The 19,732-nt window shown below is 29.4% G+C and carries 20 protein-coding genes and 1 pseudogene; 4 read left to right on the top strand and 17 right to left on the bottom strand.

Annotation, left to right across the window (positions count from 1 at the left end):
- Window positions 1-81: 81 nt before the first annotated feature.
- The gene (locus F5ESL0261_RS02015; RefSeq protein ID WP_158595190.1) at window positions 82-1,383 is read left to right on the top strand and encodes an SIR2 family protein; all 1,302 of its coding nucleotides are present in this window, start codon (window positions 82-84) and stop codon (window positions 1,381-1,383) included.
- Window positions 1,370-3,322 (top strand): ATP-binding protein, encoded by a 1,953-nt coding sequence (locus F5ESL0261_RS02010; RefSeq protein ID WP_158595189.1) that lies wholly within the window; start codon window positions 1,370-1,372, stop codon window positions 3,320-3,322. Before F5ESL0261_RS02015 ends, F5ESL0261_RS02010 begins: the two co-directional genes overlap by 14 nt.
- A 66-nt stretch (window positions 3,323-3,388) precedes the next feature.
- On the opposite strand, the gene F5ESL0261_RS02005 is transcribed toward F5ESL0261_RS02010, so the two are convergent.
- The 8 genes from F5ESL0261_RS02005 to F5ESL0261_RS01975 form a co-directional block, all read right to left on the bottom strand.
- Window positions 3,389-4,135, bottom strand: a complete 747-nt coding sequence (locus tag F5ESL0261_RS02005; RefSeq protein ID WP_122051995.1) for a hypothetical protein — start codon at window positions 4,133-4,135, stop codon at window positions 3,389-3,391.
- A gap of 39 nt (window positions 4,136-4,174) precedes the next feature.
- Window positions 4,175-4,885, bottom strand: coding sequence for a uracil-DNA glycosylase family protein (locus F5ESL0261_RS02000; RefSeq protein ID WP_122051994.1), 711 nt, complete (start codon window positions 4,883-4,885; stop codon window positions 4,175-4,177).
- Between the two features lie 431 nt (window positions 4,886-5,316).
- Window positions 5,317-5,610, bottom strand: coding sequence for a HigA family addiction module antitoxin (locus F5ESL0261_RS01995; protein WP_122051993.1), 294 nt, complete (start codon window positions 5,608-5,610; stop codon window positions 5,317-5,319).
- Window positions 5,611-5,899: 289 nt separating this feature from the next.
- Window positions 5,900-8,023, bottom strand: coding sequence for a P-loop NTPase fold protein (locus tag F5ESL0261_RS01990; RefSeq protein WP_122051992.1), 2,124 nt, complete (start codon window positions 8,021-8,023; stop codon window positions 5,900-5,902).
- A 260-nt stretch (window positions 8,024-8,283) separates the two neighbouring features.
- Entirely contained in the window at window positions 8,284-8,427 is a 144-nt protein-coding gene (locus F5ESL0261_RS01985) for a Rep family protein (RefSeq protein ID WP_122051991.1), read from the bottom strand.
- A 180-nt stretch (window positions 8,428-8,607) separates the two neighbouring features.
- Window positions 8,608-9,447: a matrixin family metalloprotease gene (locus F5ESL0261_RS01980; RefSeq protein ID WP_122051990.1), complete on the bottom strand. Its 840-nt coding sequence runs from the start codon at window positions 9,445-9,447 to the stop codon at window positions 8,608-8,610.
- A 54-nt stretch (window positions 9,448-9,501) separates the two neighbouring features.
- Window positions 9,502-9,660 carry a hypothetical protein gene (locus F5ESL0261_RS10115; protein ID WP_158595188.1) on the bottom strand — a complete coding sequence of 53 codons (159 nt, stop codon included), beginning with the start codon at window positions 9,658-9,660 and terminating at the stop codon, window positions 9,502-9,504.
- 101 nt (window positions 9,661-9,761) lie between these two features.
- Window positions 9,762-10,370 (bottom strand): matrixin family metalloprotease, encoded by a 609-nt coding sequence (locus F5ESL0261_RS01975; RefSeq protein ID WP_122051989.1) that lies wholly within the window; start codon window positions 10,368-10,370, stop codon window positions 9,762-9,764.
- Between the two features lie 445 nt (window positions 10,371-10,815).
- Here F5ESL0261_RS01975 and F5ESL0261_RS01970 point away from each other — a divergent pair, with 445 nt between their 5' ends.
- On the top strand, window positions 10,816-11,454 hold the full coding sequence (locus tag F5ESL0261_RS01970) for a hypothetical protein (RefSeq protein WP_122051988.1): 639 nt from the start codon (window positions 10,816-10,818) through the stop codon (window positions 11,452-11,454).
- 444 nt (window positions 11,455-11,898) lie between these two features.
- Here the strand turns inward: F5ESL0261_RS01970 and F5ESL0261_RS01960 are convergent, their stop codons facing one another.
- From F5ESL0261_RS01960 to F5ESL0261_RS01940, 5 genes are all read right to left on the bottom strand, one after another.
- Window positions 11,899-13,053, bottom strand: a complete 1,155-nt coding sequence (locus tag F5ESL0261_RS01960) for a hypothetical protein (protein WP_122051987.1) — start codon at window positions 13,051-13,053, stop codon at window positions 11,899-11,901.
- Between the two features lie 30 nt (window positions 13,054-13,083).
- The gene (locus F5ESL0261_RS01955; protein WP_122051986.1) at window positions 13,084-13,827 is read right to left on the bottom strand and encodes a hypothetical protein; all 744 of its coding nucleotides are present in this window, start codon (window positions 13,825-13,827) and stop codon (window positions 13,084-13,086) included.
- Window positions 13,828-13,899: 72 nt separating this feature from the next.
- Complete coding sequence (locus tag F5ESL0261_RS01950) at window positions 13,900-14,469, bottom strand: hypothetical protein (protein WP_122051985.1); 570 nt, start codon at window positions 14,467-14,469, stop codon at window positions 13,900-13,902.
- A gap of 36 nt (window positions 14,470-14,505) precedes the next feature.
- Window positions 14,506-15,051, bottom strand: a complete 546-nt coding sequence (locus F5ESL0261_RS01945; protein WP_122051984.1) for a hypothetical protein — start codon at window positions 15,049-15,051, stop codon at window positions 14,506-14,508.
- Between the two features lie 33 nt (window positions 15,052-15,084).
- Window positions 15,085-15,339, bottom strand: coding sequence for a hypothetical protein (locus F5ESL0261_RS01940; protein WP_122051983.1), 255 nt, complete (start codon window positions 15,337-15,339; stop codon window positions 15,085-15,087).
- A 237-nt stretch (window positions 15,340-15,576) separates the two neighbouring features.
- Between F5ESL0261_RS01940 and F5ESL0261_RS01935 the strand changes: the two genes are divergently transcribed.
- Window positions 15,577-15,759 (top strand): YlcI/YnfO family protein, encoded by a 183-nt coding sequence (locus F5ESL0261_RS01935; RefSeq protein ID WP_045927578.1) that lies wholly within the window; start codon window positions 15,577-15,579, stop codon window positions 15,757-15,759.
- Window positions 15,760-16,367: 608 nt separating this feature from the next.
- On the opposite strand, the gene F5ESL0261_RS01930 is transcribed toward F5ESL0261_RS01935, so the two are convergent.
- From F5ESL0261_RS01930 to F5ESL0261_RS01915, 4 genes and pseudogenes are all read right to left on the bottom strand, one after another.
- Window positions 16,368-17,597, bottom strand: a complete 1,230-nt coding sequence (locus F5ESL0261_RS01930) for a site-specific integrase (protein ID WP_122051982.1) — start codon at window positions 17,595-17,597, stop codon at window positions 16,368-16,370.
- A 64-nt stretch (window positions 17,598-17,661) separates the two neighbouring features.
- Complete coding sequence (locus F5ESL0261_RS01925; protein WP_122051981.1) at window positions 17,662-17,850, bottom strand: AlpA family transcriptional regulator; 189 nt, start codon at window positions 17,848-17,850, stop codon at window positions 17,662-17,664.
- Window positions 17,816-18,441: pseudogene (locus F5ESL0261_RS01920) on the bottom strand (replication protein). The gene F5ESL0261_RS01925 and the pseudogene F5ESL0261_RS01920 overlap by 35 nt, the downstream one beginning before the upstream one ends.
- A gap of 188 nt (window positions 18,442-18,629) precedes the next feature.
- Window positions 18,630-19,457, bottom strand: coding sequence for a matrixin family metalloprotease (locus F5ESL0261_RS01915; protein WP_158595187.1), 828 nt, complete (start codon window positions 19,455-19,457; stop codon window positions 18,630-18,632).
- Window positions 19,458-19,732 lie beyond the last annotated feature (275 nt).

Here is a 19,732-nt window from a genome sequence, read left to right as displayed (position 1 = left end):
TTGATAATACTTGTTTTATATATAATAATAAATTAAACATTAGCTAACAATTAAAAGTCGATGGAAAGAGGAAAATGTGAAATGGAAAAGTTAAATAAAAATTTTTTAGATTCAATAGATGGGAAAAATTTGAATTTTTTAATTGGTGCAGGTGCAAGTAGTTCAAGTTTAAAAACTATATCTCATAATGATAATGGGGCGAAAAATATACCAAGTATAGAGGACCTATTTAATAAGTATGAGAACGATAGAATTGCAGCTGCACTTTTAAAATTTATTTTCTTTTCAATGTCTGTAAAAAATGGGCTAATAACTGCCCACTCCAAACGAGACAAAGGAGTAAAAGAAAATCTTAAAAATTATAAAGTTTTTATTAAAAATGTCATTACTTTATTAAATAGTACCGGATTCGAGCGACCAAAAAGAGCAAATATTTTTACGACTAACTATGATACTTTTTTTGAACTAGCTTTTGATCAGATAGCTCATATGCATCCTTTAGCTTACTTTAATGATGGATCACGTGGCTTTTTTACACGAGAGGTAAGTTATGAGAATTACTTTTTTAATATCAGTCACAGCGGTTCAATGGATACTTACCGAAGAGAAATTCCTTCAATTAACCTATATAAGATGCATGGATCGCTTTCTTGGAATAAAAAGACAATTGATAAAGATGATATTATTATTTCCTCAAATACTAATCCAGTATTAGACAGTCTAACAAAGGCAAAAGATAATGAGTCTTTTTATGAGAAAGTTTATAAAGAAATAAATATTTTTTATATAAATCTTAAAAACCCTGGAAGCAGCAATGAGTCTGAAGAAGCGTTCAAAAAAGTTACAGAAGAAGAGTTATTAATTAACTTTGAACGTTTACTTAATAACCTAAAGAAAACTGAAATTAAGTCCGCAACAGATTCAAATACATCGTTAAAAAAGAAAGTCAGGGAAGATTTACGTAAATTTAAAGAAATTTACGACGCATTATTAGTAGTAAATCCTACAAAGACAAAATTTAAAGAGACTGTTTTTGAAGAGCAATATTATCAACTATTCCGTGCTTTTGAAGAAGAATTACAAAAGCCTAATTCAGTATTAATCGTTTTTGGCTTTTCTTTTAAGGATAAGCATATAAACGACATTCTTAAAAGATGTTTAACTAATCCGACATTACAAGTTTTTGTTGTTCCTTATAGTCAAAAAGATGAACTAAATGTTAAAGAAATATTTACTGGTTATGGAAATGTCTCTTTTTTAAAAGAAGAGAGTGAATCTAAAGATAAAGATTTAGCAAATGAAAATATAGAATATAAAAATGGGGATTTTGATGTTTTAAATGATTTTTTATCTGGAAAGAATGATTTTAATGAACACAATTGAAGAAGAGACATGTGTAGGTTTTATTATTGAAATAACTGGAGTTAAAGTAAAAGCAAGAATGCTTTCCAATAGTAATGATCTAACCTATTATAAAAATGGAGATAGTTACAGAGGAGTAGGTATAGGTGAATATGTAGGTATTCGACGTGGACCGTATAAATTGGTGGGAAAGGTTGAGCATGAATATCTTCATGACCTTGAGAAAGATCCAAATAGACAAGAATTTACGCCTAACAGATTTATTCGCGAAGTGGATATTTCCATTGTTGGGGCTTTTAAAGAAGATAAATTCTATTTTGGAATTACGATATTTCCACAAATATTTGCAGAAGTTACTCTTTTAAAATCAGAAGAAATATTTCAGGTTTTAACTGGAAATTCCAAAAAAATTAAGTTCCCACTTACCATTGGTAAAACAATACCAGAGGGAATAAATTATTCAATTGATTGGAAGAATTTTTTTAATACTCATTTTGCAATTTTTGGTAATACTGGGAGTGGCAAGTCAAATACTTTAGCCAAGCTTTACTCTGCACTATTCAGTAAAGCAAAAAATGAGAAATGGAAAATAGATAATTCAAATTTTATTTTTTTAGATTTCAATGGGGAATATACTAGAGAAAATGCACTCACTAATGAAAAGGACATTATTTACCTAGACACATCTACTAAAAATGGAAAAGACAGAATCAGTTTGCCTAATGCTGAATTTTGGGATCCAGAAATGTTAGCAATATTGTTTTCAGCCACTAAACAAACTCAAGAGCCATTTTTAAGAGCGACATTAAATTATTATAGTCCCCAAGATCAAAAAATAAGTACTGATAAAATGCTTGAATTTATTAAAACTGCTTTTAGACAAGTCTTTTTTGGAACTTATCAAAATGAAAAGACACTAAGTTTACTAAAAATTGTTTTAAATGATATTAAGCCAAATTATGATAAGATTTTACCAAAAAAATCTATGCTAGCACACTGGTTAAACTCGACATGGAATAGTACGCTTCATAAATACTATTTCATTCCTGATGCAGATTATATAAATTATTCCTATAATACTTATGGTAAAAGTACTAGTATTCAAAAAGATAAAGTTTTTTATTTTGATTCAAAAAATCATGATATTTTTTTAAAGGAAGTTAAAAAAGAACTAGAAAAACATAAGATTATTGCCGAAGAAAACTGGAAAAATAGTCCACTAAAATTGCTGTCGGCTTTAGTACACCTAGAAATGATTTATAAATTAAATTATGGTGACACACAGTTTGATTATGTTAATCCCTTGCTAAACCGTATTGAATCAAAAGCTGACATGTTTGATAAAGTAATTAAAATTACTAATGATGATAATGAAGATAACATAACTAAATACTTTTGTACTGTTATCTCTTTGCGTAATGCAAATCGAGACACTAAAGACATTATTCCTTTATTAGTTGCAAAATATATTTATCAAAAACAGAAACGATTAATTGGAAATTCCGAAAAGATTAATAGAACTACACATTTTGTCGTAGATGAAGCACATAATATACTTTCAGCAAATAATAATAGGGAAGATGACAAGTGGAGAGATTACCGACTAGATGTTTTTGAAGAAATCATTAAAGAAGGAAGAAAATTCGGATTTTATTTAACTATTGCTAGCCAGAGACCTGCCGATATTTCTGCAACTATTGTTTCCCAAATGCATAATTTTATTATTCATCGTTTAGTGAATCAGAATGATTTAAATATGTTAAGTAACACATTAAATTCCTTAGACAGAGTTTCACAGTCAGCAATACCAACATTAGCACCGGGATGTGCAATTTTTACTGGAACTAGCTTTCAATTGCCTATTATGGTAAAGGTTGATCAACTTGATGATCAAATGGCACCTAAAAGTGAAAATGCAGAACTTGATAAAGTCTGGAATATACCAAAGGATAAATCTTAATTTAATCTCAAAATACTACATAATATTTTCCAAGGGACTAAAAGCATTCATTATTATTTTTCCCACTTAATCAATCATTTCTTTAAAATCATTCCTGCTCCACAACCATAATGGATTTTGCAGGTCGGTTGGGACAAATTCAGTGCCCTGTAATTCTTTTGCCCAAGCATTAATTACATAGGTTTGCACTTTAGAACTTTCCATTTGTTCTTTGGTAATCAAGCCCAATTTATAACTTGCCCTTATTATATGCCTATCTGCAGCAATATAAATATCATTGGTATTTTTCAAAGGAACTGCAGTGCAATTGCTAAGAACATACAGCCAGTAATTGCAAAGCTTATTGCCAGACAAGTATGGAAACTTTTTTTTGGCATCTTTTTGCATAAAATGCCTTATTTTATTCACATCATTATCCAAGTTGTTAGCGAATTTGATAATATTACCGTCAGAAAGTTCTGTAAACGTCTGACATAATTTAAGCCAAATATCTGTCTGCTTATTCTTTTGCAAAGCAAGCCGATACTTATTCAAAGCTTTTTGTACTGATTCATACTCAGCATTAATAACTTTTGCCGGTATAAAAACAAAATTAGTTTCTGGATCTTCATATGTCTTCAAAGCATTTTTCCACAAAGTATAGGAATTTCTCTGATAATTTAAAGCCATTGGCAACGTGAAATAGAGCGCATTTTCATTGGTACTTGGATCTAGGTGGGGGTTGCTATCTTCAGGTAAAGTAGTATCACCTAAATCGCCATTTTGGTACATTTGATAAATTTTTCTTGCTTTTTTAAGAATTACATCTGACATAAATTGCTGACCTCACTTATTTTTCTAAACTAACACTTATTATTTACACATCAAAGCACTGAGGTATTTGTGCAAATATTTCTCTTTTTCTTCAGGATGATATTGTGTAATAAAACGCGGATGCTCAAGTGGAACTATTTTTTGAAAAAAGCGCCACTTTTTATTAATTTTGCTTAGTTCTTGATAATTTTGACCACTCCCGATGCAGTAACAAATAGAAGTATCAATTCCAAAGTTAATTTGCGTTTTAAGTGCAGAAATCATAAAAGGAGTTAACATTTCTTCAACTCGCTTATTTTCATAATAATTGCAGTTTACTTGGTTACCCTTAGAATTAGTCTTGCAAATGCCGAAGGGGCAAACAAAATTGAGGTAAAAATCATAATAAAACTTGATCCTTCCACCGTATTTATCTATGACTTCATTTAAAAAATTAGAAGCTGCATTACTGAAATGAAAATTTGCCATTGAAATTCCTGTTTCTTTTTGGAGATTTGAAGCATCTTCAAAGGGAACTCCTGTTATTGCAGAACCTCTTCTTGCCGGTGAACTGCCTAATATAAAGCGGCGCTTGTTAGTGTCATTGAAATATTTGTGATAGAAAATTTGGATCATTTGTAAAACTTGCTTTTTATTTCTGCCACTATAAGGATTAATTATTTTATATGGTTCAGGTAAATTAATTTTTACATTACCTAATTCCTGATCAAATTGAAAAACTTTATCTGAAAAAGTTTGTTTTTGTTTCATAAATGCCTGCTATCATATAAAGTTACAAAATTATATAAGCAAATTATAGCACATACGTTCGTAGCAATGCTAATTTTTTAAGAAATTTAGTAGAAATGGAGGATGTGTCCTAAATTTGGGAGTCACATCACTAACTCATTCCGACTTTCTTTTTACTCAATTAATTTTTTAAAGTAAGTGATCTTAATCCAAAAAACTTTCTTTTGGTATAACAAGGAAAGACTTTGCAATTTCACCTGTTACTTTCAGTTATCTCGTCTAAACTGTTAACAGCCTAGCACAAGGATATGTCATCAACAGGATAAATTATGGAACCAGAAAAAGACCATTCATTAACTTCAATCAAGTCATGAATGATCTTTTACTTTTAAGCATATCTATATGTATTGATGAATCTTTTTACGAAAAAATATTAAAAATCGTTTTCTTGATTAAGCAGATTGATACTTTTTAATTTGATCGTACTCTTTACCTTTTTTTGCCTTAGCATTACGAAAATCTATATCTTCCTGCAAATTCAGAAAATATTTGTCACTCACGCCAAATATCCTTCCTAATCTAATAGAAGTATCTACTGTTATTCCAATTCTGTCGTGCAATATATTTTGAATTCTTGAAGTTGGCACACCTATTAATTTTGCTAGCTTATATGCTGAAATTTGTAGCGGCTTCATAAATTCTTCCTTTAATATTTCTCCAATTGTGGGTGTTGAAATTTTAGCCATTTTATTAAACTCCTAATTAGTGATAATTAACAATTTCTACATTTGTAAAAATACTTTGCTTCTTAACAAAAAAGCAGATTCGCTATTCTTTATTAATTCCAACAATGAGCTTTCCAATTTTAATAGTGCTTAAGTTCTCAATAAGATTTAACCAAGCTCAGTGAATTTAATTACTCTAATCTTTATATTTAAGGAAAAGTATGTAAAAATTGATAATTTTTTGGACTGATTCATAAGATATCTTTTGGTGGACAATATGCAAATCTTATCAAAAATTTTTATTAGCTATTTAGTAGAAAGGTTTTCCTAATGACTCAAGTCGGTCATAAACTGATTCATAGTATTTTCGCCCATTAAAAGAAAAATCCAAAGCATTTAAATCAGATAATTTGTATTCATTTATACTATTTTCAAATTCTTTTAAGTATACATTCCAAAAAGCTACATATTCATCGTCTTTAAGTTTCTCAATTAAATCTACTTTCGAATGAAAATCAGGATTTTTACTTAGTATTGTTTTAATTGACCGATAATGGTAGCCTAAATCAGCAATCAAAACTTCCGCATCATAATCTTTTTTCCCAAAATCTTTTTTACTCTCAACTTTTTCTATTGTTTTACTAAAGTAGTCTTGAACACTCTTTTCACTAAGACCAGCTAATGTACCAGCTGGATAGGTTACATAATTATCCAATAGGTTAAAGCATGATCTAAAATAATACATCCTCTCTGTATCTATTATTTTACTTTGAGATTTTTGATAATTATCAAAAATCTCATCAATTTTTCTTATTAGGTCTTTTTCAGACATTGGAAATATAACTTCTGCTTTTCTGTTTAATTGTTTTATTTGATAATTCACATATTCTTTTTGAATTAGTTTTTTTCTTTTCTCAAATACATATTTTATAAGTTCGTTAGGTTCGTGGCGAATTTCCGACCTCATTGCATTAACTGCAGAAGTTTCTAAAATAGTTTTATTTTCCAAAAATTCATTATCACTCAAATTTTCTATATAAAATAAAAATTCTTCATAATCATTATCATTATTACTATCTTTTGTTAGAAACAATTTGGACCGCTTCTCAACAAAGTTCTGTGTTTTCCCTAAATAATTTTTAAGTTCAACTGTTGAATGAGTTGATATTAATTCATTCACAAAATACATTGATGGATTACTTCTAAAATCTGGTGGGTTACCATTTCTAGATTGAAAAATATTGTCCATGTCCAGTTCAACTTGAGTTTTCTCAATTTTTTTATCTTCTTTCTGATTATCATTAACTTCCTCATTGTCTTTTTTATCAGAATCCTTAGTATCATCTGGAAGCCAACCATGAAGAAGCAATTGATACTTTTCACGATGGAATAAGTACAAATATATAATAAATAATTCCTGATCCACTTGCACTCTGTAAATTTTACTTTTCTTTTTGTTCATACTATCGAATTCACTTTCTACATATGATAAAAAATGGTTCGCATCCCTTATTGTCCTACTTTCATATATAAATAAATTTTTTACTAAAGAAAAATCAAATTGATATTTTATGACTTTTTTAATTTCAATCTCCATTCTTTGAGAGACAAATCTAGGATTTAAAGAGTATGGTAATATAATTTTTTTATCAATAATTTTACCCAAGTAATTCTTATCTATATTTTTAATATTCCCTAAATCTCCTACAAATATTATCCTTGCTTTCTTTTTCAGATTAATATCACATCTACGTACTATGCTATTACTAATTTTTTGTAACCATTTACAATTATTATACTTAACCGCCCAAAAACTAATTTTTTCCCGAATCCATTTCCAGTTAATTTCATGAATTGCATTAAAAATTATATATAGTTCTTCTTGGGTCTTATTATCAAGTCGATCAAAATCATCAATTACAAGTACTATTGGTCTTTTTCTACCTTTGCGTAAATAAAACAGAGAAAGCTTCATAAATATACTATTCATATTCAAAAATTTATTTTCAACAAACTTAACCAAGGTAACTAAAATAATAGCGATGGCTGTAACCGGTAAAATAAATTTAGCTATATTTTTATTTTTTACAGATAATATTCCTTCATATGATAGAAATGCACTTCCACTAACCGAAAGACAAACAAAACAAAAATATATCAATGTAAAAATGGTGCTAATAAATGGGTGAATTGCCTCAAACAATTTTCTAGAAATATCTTTTTTATCTTTTGGCTTCCAAAGCTCTAGAAAAATAAATTTACATTTTCCATGTAGTTGATTTTTGACGCTTTTTAAATATTCTGTTTTTCCGCTACCCCATGAACCTTGTAGAAAATAAGTTTTTGGGTGCTTTCTAATTTCGTCAGCAAATTTTTTTGCTTCTTTTGTAGTATCAATCTGCTCTATTTTTAAAGTTTCGTTATCACCCTGCATAATATTATTTTTCCCTTAAAATTTCTAGTTTTCAATATTATTTATATACCATATCTACTTAAGTTGTTTTCTTTTAGTCTTTTTAACAAACACAGACCAATTTGCTTTCTTATATGAAATATATATTAAATTTAAAATAGGCTTGCTATAAATTACATTTTAAGTTTTTAAAGCATATAAAATTCCTTTACTAATGTTATTCATATTAATAATAACAAAAATAGTCTTACTGGTCTGCTTAGCATAATTTTTGAATACTTCTAATTCCCAGATATACTTGCAGCTTGCTGGAGACTTAAAATAAATGGTACATGTAACCCTTCCAATTTATTAAAATAGTCTTTTGGAGCACTATCTTTATATAAAAGAAAAGCCCATTTACTTGATCTAATTTCTTTTTTCATTTAAATCAACCTCCTATTAATAAGGAGAAATAATGCCATGATTCTCGGAATTTTTTATATCTTTTTATGTTAATAGTTTTTATAATAATTAATTTTCTTTCTACGTGTTTGTAGTTAAAGTTAGCAACAAAAAAAGCCATATCAGATCATTACTGATATGGTTGATATGTTCAACAGAGATTAGTTTTGGTAAAGAATGGCCAAACCTTTGATGTAATCTTGGTCAATGGCAACGTGAGTTGAGTCAATCTTTTCTATTGATTTTGTATCAGAAATTGGTTGCATTATTTCATGTTTATTTTGATCATTATGGCCTAAACCTAATGCGTGTCCTAATTCATGTAATGTTACGTCATTTAATTTTAATTTGTAATCGTCATTGGTGTATTTATTTAATCCCTTTGAGTATAAGGTTATTGTTGCTGTGCTTGCTGTTATTAATCCTTTATATATTTGACCTTCGTCATTTATAACAGTATCACCAATGACATTATTTTTGTTTTCCTTATTTGATAATCTGAAAGTTATATTTGCTTTTGTTTTTGTGGTTTTATTAATTGTTATTATATTTAATTGATTTATTTGTTTTATTGCTTGTTCAACAATGTTTTGTTGTTCTGTTGATAAATCATTATCGTTGTATGTTATTTTTATATTTGCCCAACGATCACCTTTTAAATTATATTTATCTAATATGTTGTCGGTAAAATTACTAATTTTAGGAACGTCATAATTTGATTTAGCCTTTTGAATTTTTTGTTCTTTTGGCATGTTAAATTGTTGACGTTCTTTTTTAGACATTTTGTGTCCAATGTAGCAATGTTTCTTTTTGTTGTAGACGTAAGCATAACCAAATTTAAATTGGTGCTTGTTTTTGGCGGTTATATAGTGTTTCTTTTTGGCTTTCTTTGCTTGAATAGTTGTAGGAGTGGCTACGATTGGTGTAATTGTTCCTGCCAAAGTGATCAATGAAAGCAAGGTGAAAGTTGATTTTAATAATTTTGATGAGGATTTCATCATAAATTTCTCTTTCTATGTCTTTAAAAATAGTGATTGTTTTAATTCTATGATATATTATTTGCTAAATTTTTTAAACTGTGATTTCTTATGAGCAATGACAGTTTTTGCTTTGGCATCAACCGTGACTGGTTCAACAGTAGAAATAGTTGGTGTTATTGTAATTAAGGCTAAAAGGGTGATAATTGTTGCTTTTAACTTTTTGCTGAATTTCATGATGAATTTTCCTTTCTAAATTGTATTTTGTTGTTAGTTAGCAACATAAAAGACCATACCAGTAATAATTACTGATATGGTCGATATGTTGTCAACAGGGATTAGTTTTGGTAAAGAATGGCTAAACCATTGATGTAATCTTGGTCAATTGTTGCATGAGTTGCATCAATAGTGTTTGTGTTTTTGGTATATGTAGTTGGGTTCATTATGTTATTTATGTCAGAATGAGTATGTTCTAGTCCTACGGCATGACCTAATTCATGTAAGATAATTTTATTTAATTCTAGTGGATAGTTTCCATTAGAGTGATTATTTATCGTAGGGTTGTATAATTCTATTGTTGTAGTTTCTATTAAGTTTAAATTTTTGTATGTATCATCGGTATCTTCTACTCTTGTTTTTGCAGATGCTGTTTTATTTTGTTCTACTGGAACAATGGTTATATTTGCTTTTTTAGTAGTAATAGTTAGATTAATAATATTTAAATTGTTAATTTGTTCTATTGCATCTTTAGCAATTTGCTGTTGTTCGTTTGTTAATGCTTGAATATTGACGGTTATATTGGTCTTTGACCATCTATCGCCTTCTAGGTTGTAATTTGTAATTATATTTTTAGTAAATTTCTTTACATTAGGTACATTGTAAGTGCTAGTAGCTTGCTCAACTTTTGGTTCGTCAGAGTCAGTGGTTGCAGTTTGGTGTTTCTTCATTTTATGACCGATGAAAACACCTTTCTTTTTATAATAAGTGTAGCTGTAACCGGGTTTAAATTCATCGTAGTATTTAGCAATGACGTAAGTCTTCTTTTTAGTTTTCTTAACTTTTTTGTGATGTTTCTTAGCTTTAGCTGAAACAGTAGTTAAATTAGTAATAGTTGTTGGTGCAACGGTTGTGCTAGTAGTAATAAGTGCTAAAGCGACAATGGCAATTTTGATGAATTTTTATTTAATTTGATGTTCATGATGCATTTATTCTTTCTCAAAATAACTGATAATTTAAAAAATTAAACCATACTTCCCTCAATATATCATTACTGTCAGGCTTGAAACAAGTGCCAGTAAGATTTTTTAATGCTTATATTGCTTAATATTAAAATTAGAAATAAACTTGTATCAGATGTTGTACGCAAGCTATAAATTAACGGAGGTAGAATAAATGAATATCAATCAAATAAAACGAAATTCAATAAAAGTTAAGCCCAAACTTAAATTGTTAACTTGGGTTTTAACTATAGGTACTTTAGCTGGAGCTATTGCAACAATACATTTTCAAAGCTCGTATTCTATACAAACAGTAAAAGCCGCAAGCAAAAAAGATATTGACGAATTTAAAAATTTACATGTTAGCCCTAAAACCTTTCCTAAGAAAATGCGTGGTACTTGGTATTCATGTTCAAGTGATGATAATTCATTAACAAAAACAGTTATTACTAAAAATAAGATGATTTATCGATATAAAAATGGAAAAGTAACAAATTCCCTTCACGTCTATAAAAAACATAGTCTTAACCCTAAGAGTAAGGGATATAGGCGTAATAGAATTTCATGGCTTTTTCTTAATTATGTAAAACCTTTCAAAGAAAAAAATAGGTATTATGTTGTATATAGAGGTTGGAATCAAGTCCTTGGAACTAATATTCATTATAATGTTTCAAAAATAAATGGCCATGAAATTTTAACTTTATCTTCGGGTTTTTATGTTTCCGATCATTCTTATAAATCAAAGAAACTAGCTTTAAAGTATAAACAAAAGCACTATCATAATTTTATATATCATAAAATTGCAACGGATTAACAACCAGCAAAAGTTTGTTAATCCCTAGTTAGTCCAACTATTTCTGCAATTATTTAATAACAAAAATCAGCCTTGATTTACCTTCGTAAAACGTTGATAAATCAAGGCTTATTAATTCGTATTACTCCACTTAAATTCTTGATGATAAACTGCTTGATTTAGCCAATGTTCTACCTCATCAGGCAAGTAATAAGCACGTCCACCAGGCAATTGATGAAATGGCATTCAAGCTTTTCTAAGCTTATATAATAGAGTTGTGCTGAAATTAAAATATTGGCATAAATCTTTGCCGTTTAAAATTTTCATCTTTATTTTCCTTATATAGAAAGCTCACTATTACACCGCAATCTAAACAGAGAGAAATAAAAATGCTAACTTAGAGCATAAAATGCAACCCCAAGGAGCCTGTTGCAAAGCTACTTCCGGGCGGGCTTAAGCTTGTCACTAAGGAAACAAAGAATAGCTATAACCATCAGCAAATACGATGACAGTTACAACTTGTTTTTTACCTTTATAAAATTCATAAAAAGTGCAACGACCATATTTAGGTCCACCGACTGGACTAGGCAGGCTCCCTTTATTATAACTTCTTTTTACTTTTGCATCTTTAGGAACACCAAGTTTACGTAAAGTCTTTTGAGAAATTTTAATTCGTTTTTTACTCATTCGCCAAGAGTCGGCTTTATCGGCTTTTAATATCCCAATTTTATTTTTGATTGATTTACGATATTTTTTAACATTAGTTTTTGTACTAAAACTTGCTAAATATTTATCTGCTTTTTGATAGAGTTTAATAGCCTTATTGATCGACTTTTTATTATAGGTTGAGTATTTTTCTCCTTTTTTGACAGTGGTATTGTAATATTGTTTAATTTGTTTTGCTAATTTTTTCTTTTCTAATTCTGCAGCAGTTTCAGTATGAATAGTTTTAAGATCTAAACTGCCATCAGCTTTTTTGGTTACTTTTTGCTGATTAGATAAAGTATAGTGTACTTCGTTAAAGTTATAAGTTTCTGCTGTTATATATGCATCCTCAGGAATATGCAATTTTTTTAAATCATTTACACGTAAGTATAAATTCTTATCAGTAATGTTCTTAGCTCGGTCTTTATCATAATCAAAATTTTCAGTTCCTGTAACGTACTTGGAATTATCTTCGCGTACTGCTCTTTGAGCCGCATTAATTCTTTGCTTTAATTTCTTAAGAGCCGTGAGATATTTTGAAATTTTAAGACCTTTAACTTTCTTAAGAGAATCTTTTTCACTGTCTAATTGCTCAATTCCATCATTTATAGCTGCTTTAACCTGCGAGTTTAAATCAGATATATTGCAAGCTTTTGTGGCCGTATCATAGAATGATTTTAAAAGTTTATTATATTTTTGCTTCTTTTTACTACTGACTTTAGAACTACTTAATTCAAGGCAATGATCATCGAGATCGTTTCGGAGCTTACTCATTTTTTCTAGAGTTTTTTCTACCGGATCAATTACAATTTTTGCAGCATATGCGACAGAGGTTGTTTTTGTGTAACCAAGCAGTGGCATTATTGTAATTGTGCATGCAAACAGCACTTGCAACAATTTTTTATTAATTTTCATGTTTAGTTCTCCCATAAAGATAAACACTTTCTACGTCCAATTAAAGTCCATATCTCCATCAGTATCTTTAGTGATTGTTTGATCATTTGAAAGTTTATACTCTAATTGAACGTAGTTTGGACCCATCATATCTACATTGGTATAAACTAAAATATCCGCAACCTTAACATCTGCTGGAATCTTGATGTGCTCAAAGTCTGCTAACTTTTTTAAATCATCTTCTCTTAAATATAGATTCTTCTTCTCAACAATTTTTTGTTGGTGCTTAGTTAATGAAGATTGATAATCCAAGCCGGCAAAAAGTTTTACCTTAGGAGAATTATTCGCAATTTCTGCTTTTCTAGCTTTGTTGATTTCCTTTTGATATTTTTTCAAAGTTTTTAAATACTTTGAAGCTTTAGACCATGTACATATTTTTTTATAAAGTTTGATAGAATCGATAGCACTGTTAACCAGACCATAGGTATTCGTACCTAATTTATTCATCTTAGGATATGTTTTAACTACTATTTTGTAATATGCTTTGATGAGTTTATCAGTTTTTCTTTTTTGTTTAGCGGTTACTTTTTTCCCTTGGTGCATTCTATAATCTAAGTCGTCAGCGTAGTCGCCCAGCTTATTCGCTACAGTATCAGCTATATTACCCATGTCAAATTCTTTTTGTGCTCTTTTAGAAAGAATTTCAGCAGAAACAACTTGCTCAGTAGCAACTACGGGCGTTATTAACGTCGAACACGCAATAGTTAGCATTATCAATTTCTTAATACTTTTCATTAGCTTTTACCTCCTGTAATTAACTAAAATAAGGACCCGCAAAGAGTCCCTATTTATCACCTTATTAAAAATCTACTGAATAGATTCTTTAATTGTTTTCTTCAAAACCTTTTTACTTAAGTGACATTTCTTTAATAAAGCCTTGCCGATCTTTTTTGACGTGTTCTTGCTAAATAAACCCCAATAGCGCTTTACTGTTCTACCTGGATGGCGATAACCAATTAACAAAACACGATACTTTTTTCCTTTGTAAGAAATGTTCTTAACTTTTTCATTATTAACATCTTTTACGATTTTCTTTGATTTCTTATTTTGTATTGTTTGAATCAAATCGTAATTATTCTTACCCAATTTCTTATATTCAGTTTTAATGCATTCATTTTTGGAATCTTCCCTACAATATTGAAAAAGTGTATTAGAATACGCCTTACCAGCATCAATGCTTTTTTGAGTGCCTAATATATAGAAATAATTTGAGTCGTGTTTATTTAAGTCATACCATTTACCTCTAAATGCTTTAGGTGGATCCTGATACTGCCCGTCGGCTTTAACTGTTTGCTCTTCATTCTTATTAGCAGTTGCAGCAGTGGTAATTAAGCCCACACTAGCCACTAGCGTTATTAAAACCTTTTTTATTTTCATTATCTTGCTCCTTTACACTAGAAAACGTTTGAATTTTTAAATACTTTTCAACACATATTTCAATTCAAATTTACTCAAATGACACTTTTTCACTAATTTTCTAGCATCTTTTTTACTAATTCTGTGATTAAACATTGGAGTATAGTAAATACTCTCACGGTCACCATGGTCGTCCCAATAATAAATTAAAACTTTATATTTTTTATTTTTATAGCTAGCTTTTTTAAGCTCAAACGTTGAACCCATGAACGAACTCTTACTTCCGTCCTTGTTATGCTCTTGGTTTGTTATTTTATATTTGTTTTTACCTAATTTTTTCCATTTAGCAACATTTTTTTCAACCTCAAATAACCCTTGACCCCACTTAATGACAGATGAAACAGATTTTGTATAGTTGTTCCGTGGCTTTTTTTCACCAGCATAATACCATTTACCACGCATAAATTTAGGCGTGTCCATATTCGATTCATACTTAATTTTTGCTGCATGGACTGTTTGTACTTGACTTGTACTAATACTGCCAGCACTTGCAACTAAACTTAAACTTGCAAATAATGCCACTATGGCTTTTTTTAATTTCATAGTTTTCTCCTTTTATTCTTTTATATGAAAATCCTATTCCAAAAAATCTGATACCTTGACACCATTCATGATAGTATCTGGTGTTAAGTCTATTTCTTCAAAGCCGCCCCAGCAATACTCAAACACAATTTTATCGTCTGACCAGAAATTTTTTTGTCCAGTAACCTTCTTTACATCCTTATATATTTTTGTACCGCTAGCTCCGCGAATAACGATTACCTTATTGTCACCACTTTCCAAAGTAAGATCCACTTGGCTCGCATATAGTTCTACATCAAAATTCGTCATCATTTTTCTCCTCTAGTACTCTATAACTTACTAGTGAACAAACTAGGTAATAATATTCTCTTTTTCACAAATTATATTTCTGTATATTTTGCCTTAATACGATAAACATATTGTTCATTTAATATTACTTAGTAATTCACCTCCCTTAACTAGTATTCACTGATTTGTCTTGCTTTATGCAATGCATATTTATTGTGGATTACTCCTTACAATTATTCCAGGCAGGAGGTGAACAAATTGGCATTTCAAATTAGATCAAATCGAAAAGAAACTGAAAATAAGACGATTCGTTTTCCATTGAGTCTTATTAAACAGATAGAAGAAGCAATTGAAGGAAAAGACGTTACTTTTTCTAGTTTCGTTATTCAAGCATGTGAATACGCTCTTAGTAATCTAGAAGATACATCCAAGAAGAAATAACTGAATTTCCTATAGTTCTATTTTACATTTTACATTATATTTTGCAATATTAAATATATTGCAAAATATAATTTTTATTTGTTACTTATTAATTAGTTACTGCCACATAAATACTATTCATATTAGCTGATCGTATATTGAAACAGTGTCTTATGGCTTTCTCATTGCTAGCCAAGGCACTGTTTTAATTTTTATTTTAGTTTTTATTCACTTTAAAGACTATATTTATAATTTTGTTGAGAATTAGCAATAATATTGATTTATGCTCATAATTTTTCAAAGAATAGAGCGACTAAAATGTTAAACAATAATGGTGATATGATTTGTTTAATAATCTAACTAAAATAATTTGCACACAAAAAAGTGGCTATAAATCCCGTTATATCAACCTAAAAGCCCACCTAAAAGTTTTTATCAAGAACACAGCTAAAATCGTGTTCCGTATCGTGTGAATAATTATCTTTAATAAACAAAAAACAACCTAAACTTACCAACAGAAAACGTTGATATATCAAGGTTGTTTTGCCAATTTTATTCTTCTGAATGCTGATTGCCAGAATCGATATGCGCTCTGCGTACCTTAAACATCAGCTTTAGTAATACCAAATTTATTCATTTTGTGCCACATTCTGTGCCATTTTATTAGTCCACAAAACGTTCATTTGCTTATCAATATCAGGATCAATTCCAACATAAGTTTTCATGAACATTTGTAACGAATGTCCCATTCTTTCGGCTGCCCATGGATACGACATTTTAGGTGTATTTGCTAAATTTGTACAAATTGTGTGTCTAAATGAATATGCGCTAAGGCGTTTGTTACCAGATTTTATATCTAATCTCTTACAAATCAGTTTTAGCATATCATTAATGCCATGTTGCGTAATTGGAATATTATTAGCAGTGTTGCGATAATCATGTAAATTTAAAAATACTAATCCTGATGTATTTTTGCATCCAAGCTCTTGAAGATATTCATTCTGCTTGTTCTCAAACACTTGTAAAAGTTTTATTACTTTCTCGGGTACTGGTACAAGCGTTCGTGAATAACCCTTTGGACGAGCTTTTAACGACCCATTAAAGCTTTTAGTATAATCTGACCAACTATCATTTATTTTAAAAGTCCATACATTATTACTATGAACAATGTTTTCAAACTTTAAAGCTTGCAGTTCACCAATTCGCATTCCAGTGTAGCTTTCAATTAAAATAGCTAGCCTACCAATCCAATTAGGAAGATAGTCAATCTCTTTTAAGTCATTAAAAATCAACTTTCTAATATCGGAAAGTTCTTCTGGTGTAAATATATAACATTCTTGTGTAACTGAAAAATCACTTTGTTTAAAAAAGGTTTTTAGTGCCCTTTCTGGAACTGGATTTTCCTTTATAAATCTACCTTGTAATGACTTGAAAAAGTTCCGCATATGAACAAGACGTTTAGCAATTGTGGACGAATTACTCACAGTAGTCTGGTGTTTAGTAACATAATCATGTGCATAGTCAGAAACAAGAGCTGTGGTAATCTGATTGACTCTAGTTTTGCCAAAATATTTTTTAAACGCATTAGCAGAATCTTGCCAAGATTTTAACGTTACGGGACTAATTGACTTTGCCCGTTTATTTACATATTTTTGAAATTCGTCTGCAAATACTGCTTTAGCAACGTTAACGTCTAAACCAGATTGAAAGTCTGCCCACATTCGATTTTCAGTAATTAACGCCTGCCGTTTACTACTAACAAACTTTTCAGGCCAAGATATTCTCTTGCCATTTTTTCTAGGCTGAATTCTTACTGACCATTCTCCAGCATGTTTTCCAGTAGTAATTTTTTTAATCATTATTTTGTCCCCTTTATAAAAATGAGAACAGAATAGGGATTAACCATATTCTACTCTCACTTGTTTACTTCGACCATATCTTTTTCTGATGAAAACCTGCTTGTTTTAACCAGTTTTCTACTTCTTCCGATAAATAATATGCCCTTCCCCCTGGGAATTGATGATAAGGTAATCCCGCATTTCTGAATTTATATAAAAGCGTTGTACTAAAATTAAAATTATGACAAACTTCCTTGCCGTTTAAAATTTCCATTTTTTTCAGCTCCTTTAATCTGCTTATGATTTTGAAGACTATAGCGTCTTGAATCTAAATACTTTGAGAAAAAATAAGCCCTTCTAATAATAAAACTAAGCGATTTTGGATCATTTTTTCTTGAGTAATGGACAAAATCATCAAATTCGGTAAAATTCTTTTTTTCAATAACATCAATTAGCCCATTAACAAAATCTTCTGGATCCTGATCAATTAAAAATTTTTCCAAATCAAATCCTGCGCCGCTTTCAATGTCGTTAATATCATACAGCGTTTTATCAGGGTTATCTGCATGAGTAAAATAATCGTACATGCCCTTAGGCGACATTATTACCTAAACATGTGCTGAACCATTTAAAACACCTTTTACCATTTCAGATACTTGCGAATAGGTTTTAAATAGTCAAAGTGAAACGCCCCATGCTTATGAACTTTTTTAATTTCACCTGTTTTGGAATTAATATCCTTATCATGCCAAAGATTTAAAATAAATGGTATATATAACCCTTCCAATTTATTAAAATAGTCTTTTGGAGCACTATCTTTATATAAAAGAAAAGCCCATTTACTTGATCTAATTTCTTTTTTCATTTAAATCAACCTCCTATAATAAGGAGAAATAGTGCCATGATTCTCGGAATCTTTTATATCATTTTTATGTTAATAGTTTTTATAATAATTAATTTTTCTTTCTAAATAGTATTTTGTTGTTAGTTAGTAACATAAAAAAACCATACCAGTAATAGTTACTGATATGGTCGATATATTGTTAACAGAGATTAGTTTTGGTAAAGAAGCGCTAAACGATCTATGTAATCTTGGTCGATTTTAGCATGTGTTGGGTCAATAATATCTGTGTTTTTAGTAAATATTGTTGGATACATTATACTATTTTTGTTATTTGAAATATGTTCTAATCCTAATGCGTGTCCTAATTCATGAAGAATTGTTTTATTTAATTCTAAATCATAGTTTTCATTACAACGTTCGATTATGGTTTCATTTGATAATTGTATAGTAGCGTGATCTATTAAATTAAGATTTTTATACATTTGATCAGTTGTTGGCATTTTTGAGTAACCTAGATATGCTTGTTTTGAAGTAGTTAAAGTTATTGTTATATTAGCTTTTTTATCAGTTTTTTCTAAGTTTACGATATTTAGATCATTTATCTGATTTATAGCATCTTTGATTATTTGCTGTTGTTTTTGTGTTAAGCTGTTATCATTATACGTAATTGTGGTTTTTGCCCAACGAATTCCATATAAATTATTTTTATTAAGAATATTGTCGGTAAAATTGCTAATTTTAGGAACGTCATAATTTGATTTAGCCTTTTGAACTTTTTGTTCTTTTGGCATGTTAAATTGTTGACGTTCTTTTTTGGACATTTTGTGTCCGATATAGCAATGTTTCTTTTTGTTATAAGTGTAAACATAGCCAAATTTAAATTGGTATTTATTTTTGGCTGTTACATAATTTTTCTTTTTAGCTTTCTTAGCTTGAATGATTGTAGGATTAGCTATAGTTGGGGCAATTCTTCCAGTTAAAGTAATTAATGAAAGCATGGTAACAGTTGATTTTAGTAATTTTGATGAGAATTTCATCATAAATTTCTCTTTCTATGTCTTTAAAAATAGTGATTATTTTAATTCTATGATATGTTATTTGTTAATTTTTTAAACTGTTGATCGTAAAGTCTAATATTAACTGCCTTATTATTACTTTACTCTTTATCACTAAATTATATTGGTGCTCGTAGGATCATTAGCTAGCTGGCGTTAAGTTAACAATACATAGATCATTGACTTGTTTAATGGCATCGTCAATGATTTTTTTGGTCAGCGTCACTGACATTATTGTATTTATAAGTAAGGTCAGT

This window comes from Lactobacillus sp. ESL0261 (genome assembly GCF_003693025.1).
GTDB classification, from domain to species: Bacteria; Bacillota; Bacilli; order Lactobacillales; family Lactobacillaceae; genus Lactobacillus; species Lactobacillus kullabergensis.
The sequence above is the reverse complement of the archived record's forward strand: the minus strand, read 5'-3'. Positions and strand labels throughout refer to the sequence as shown.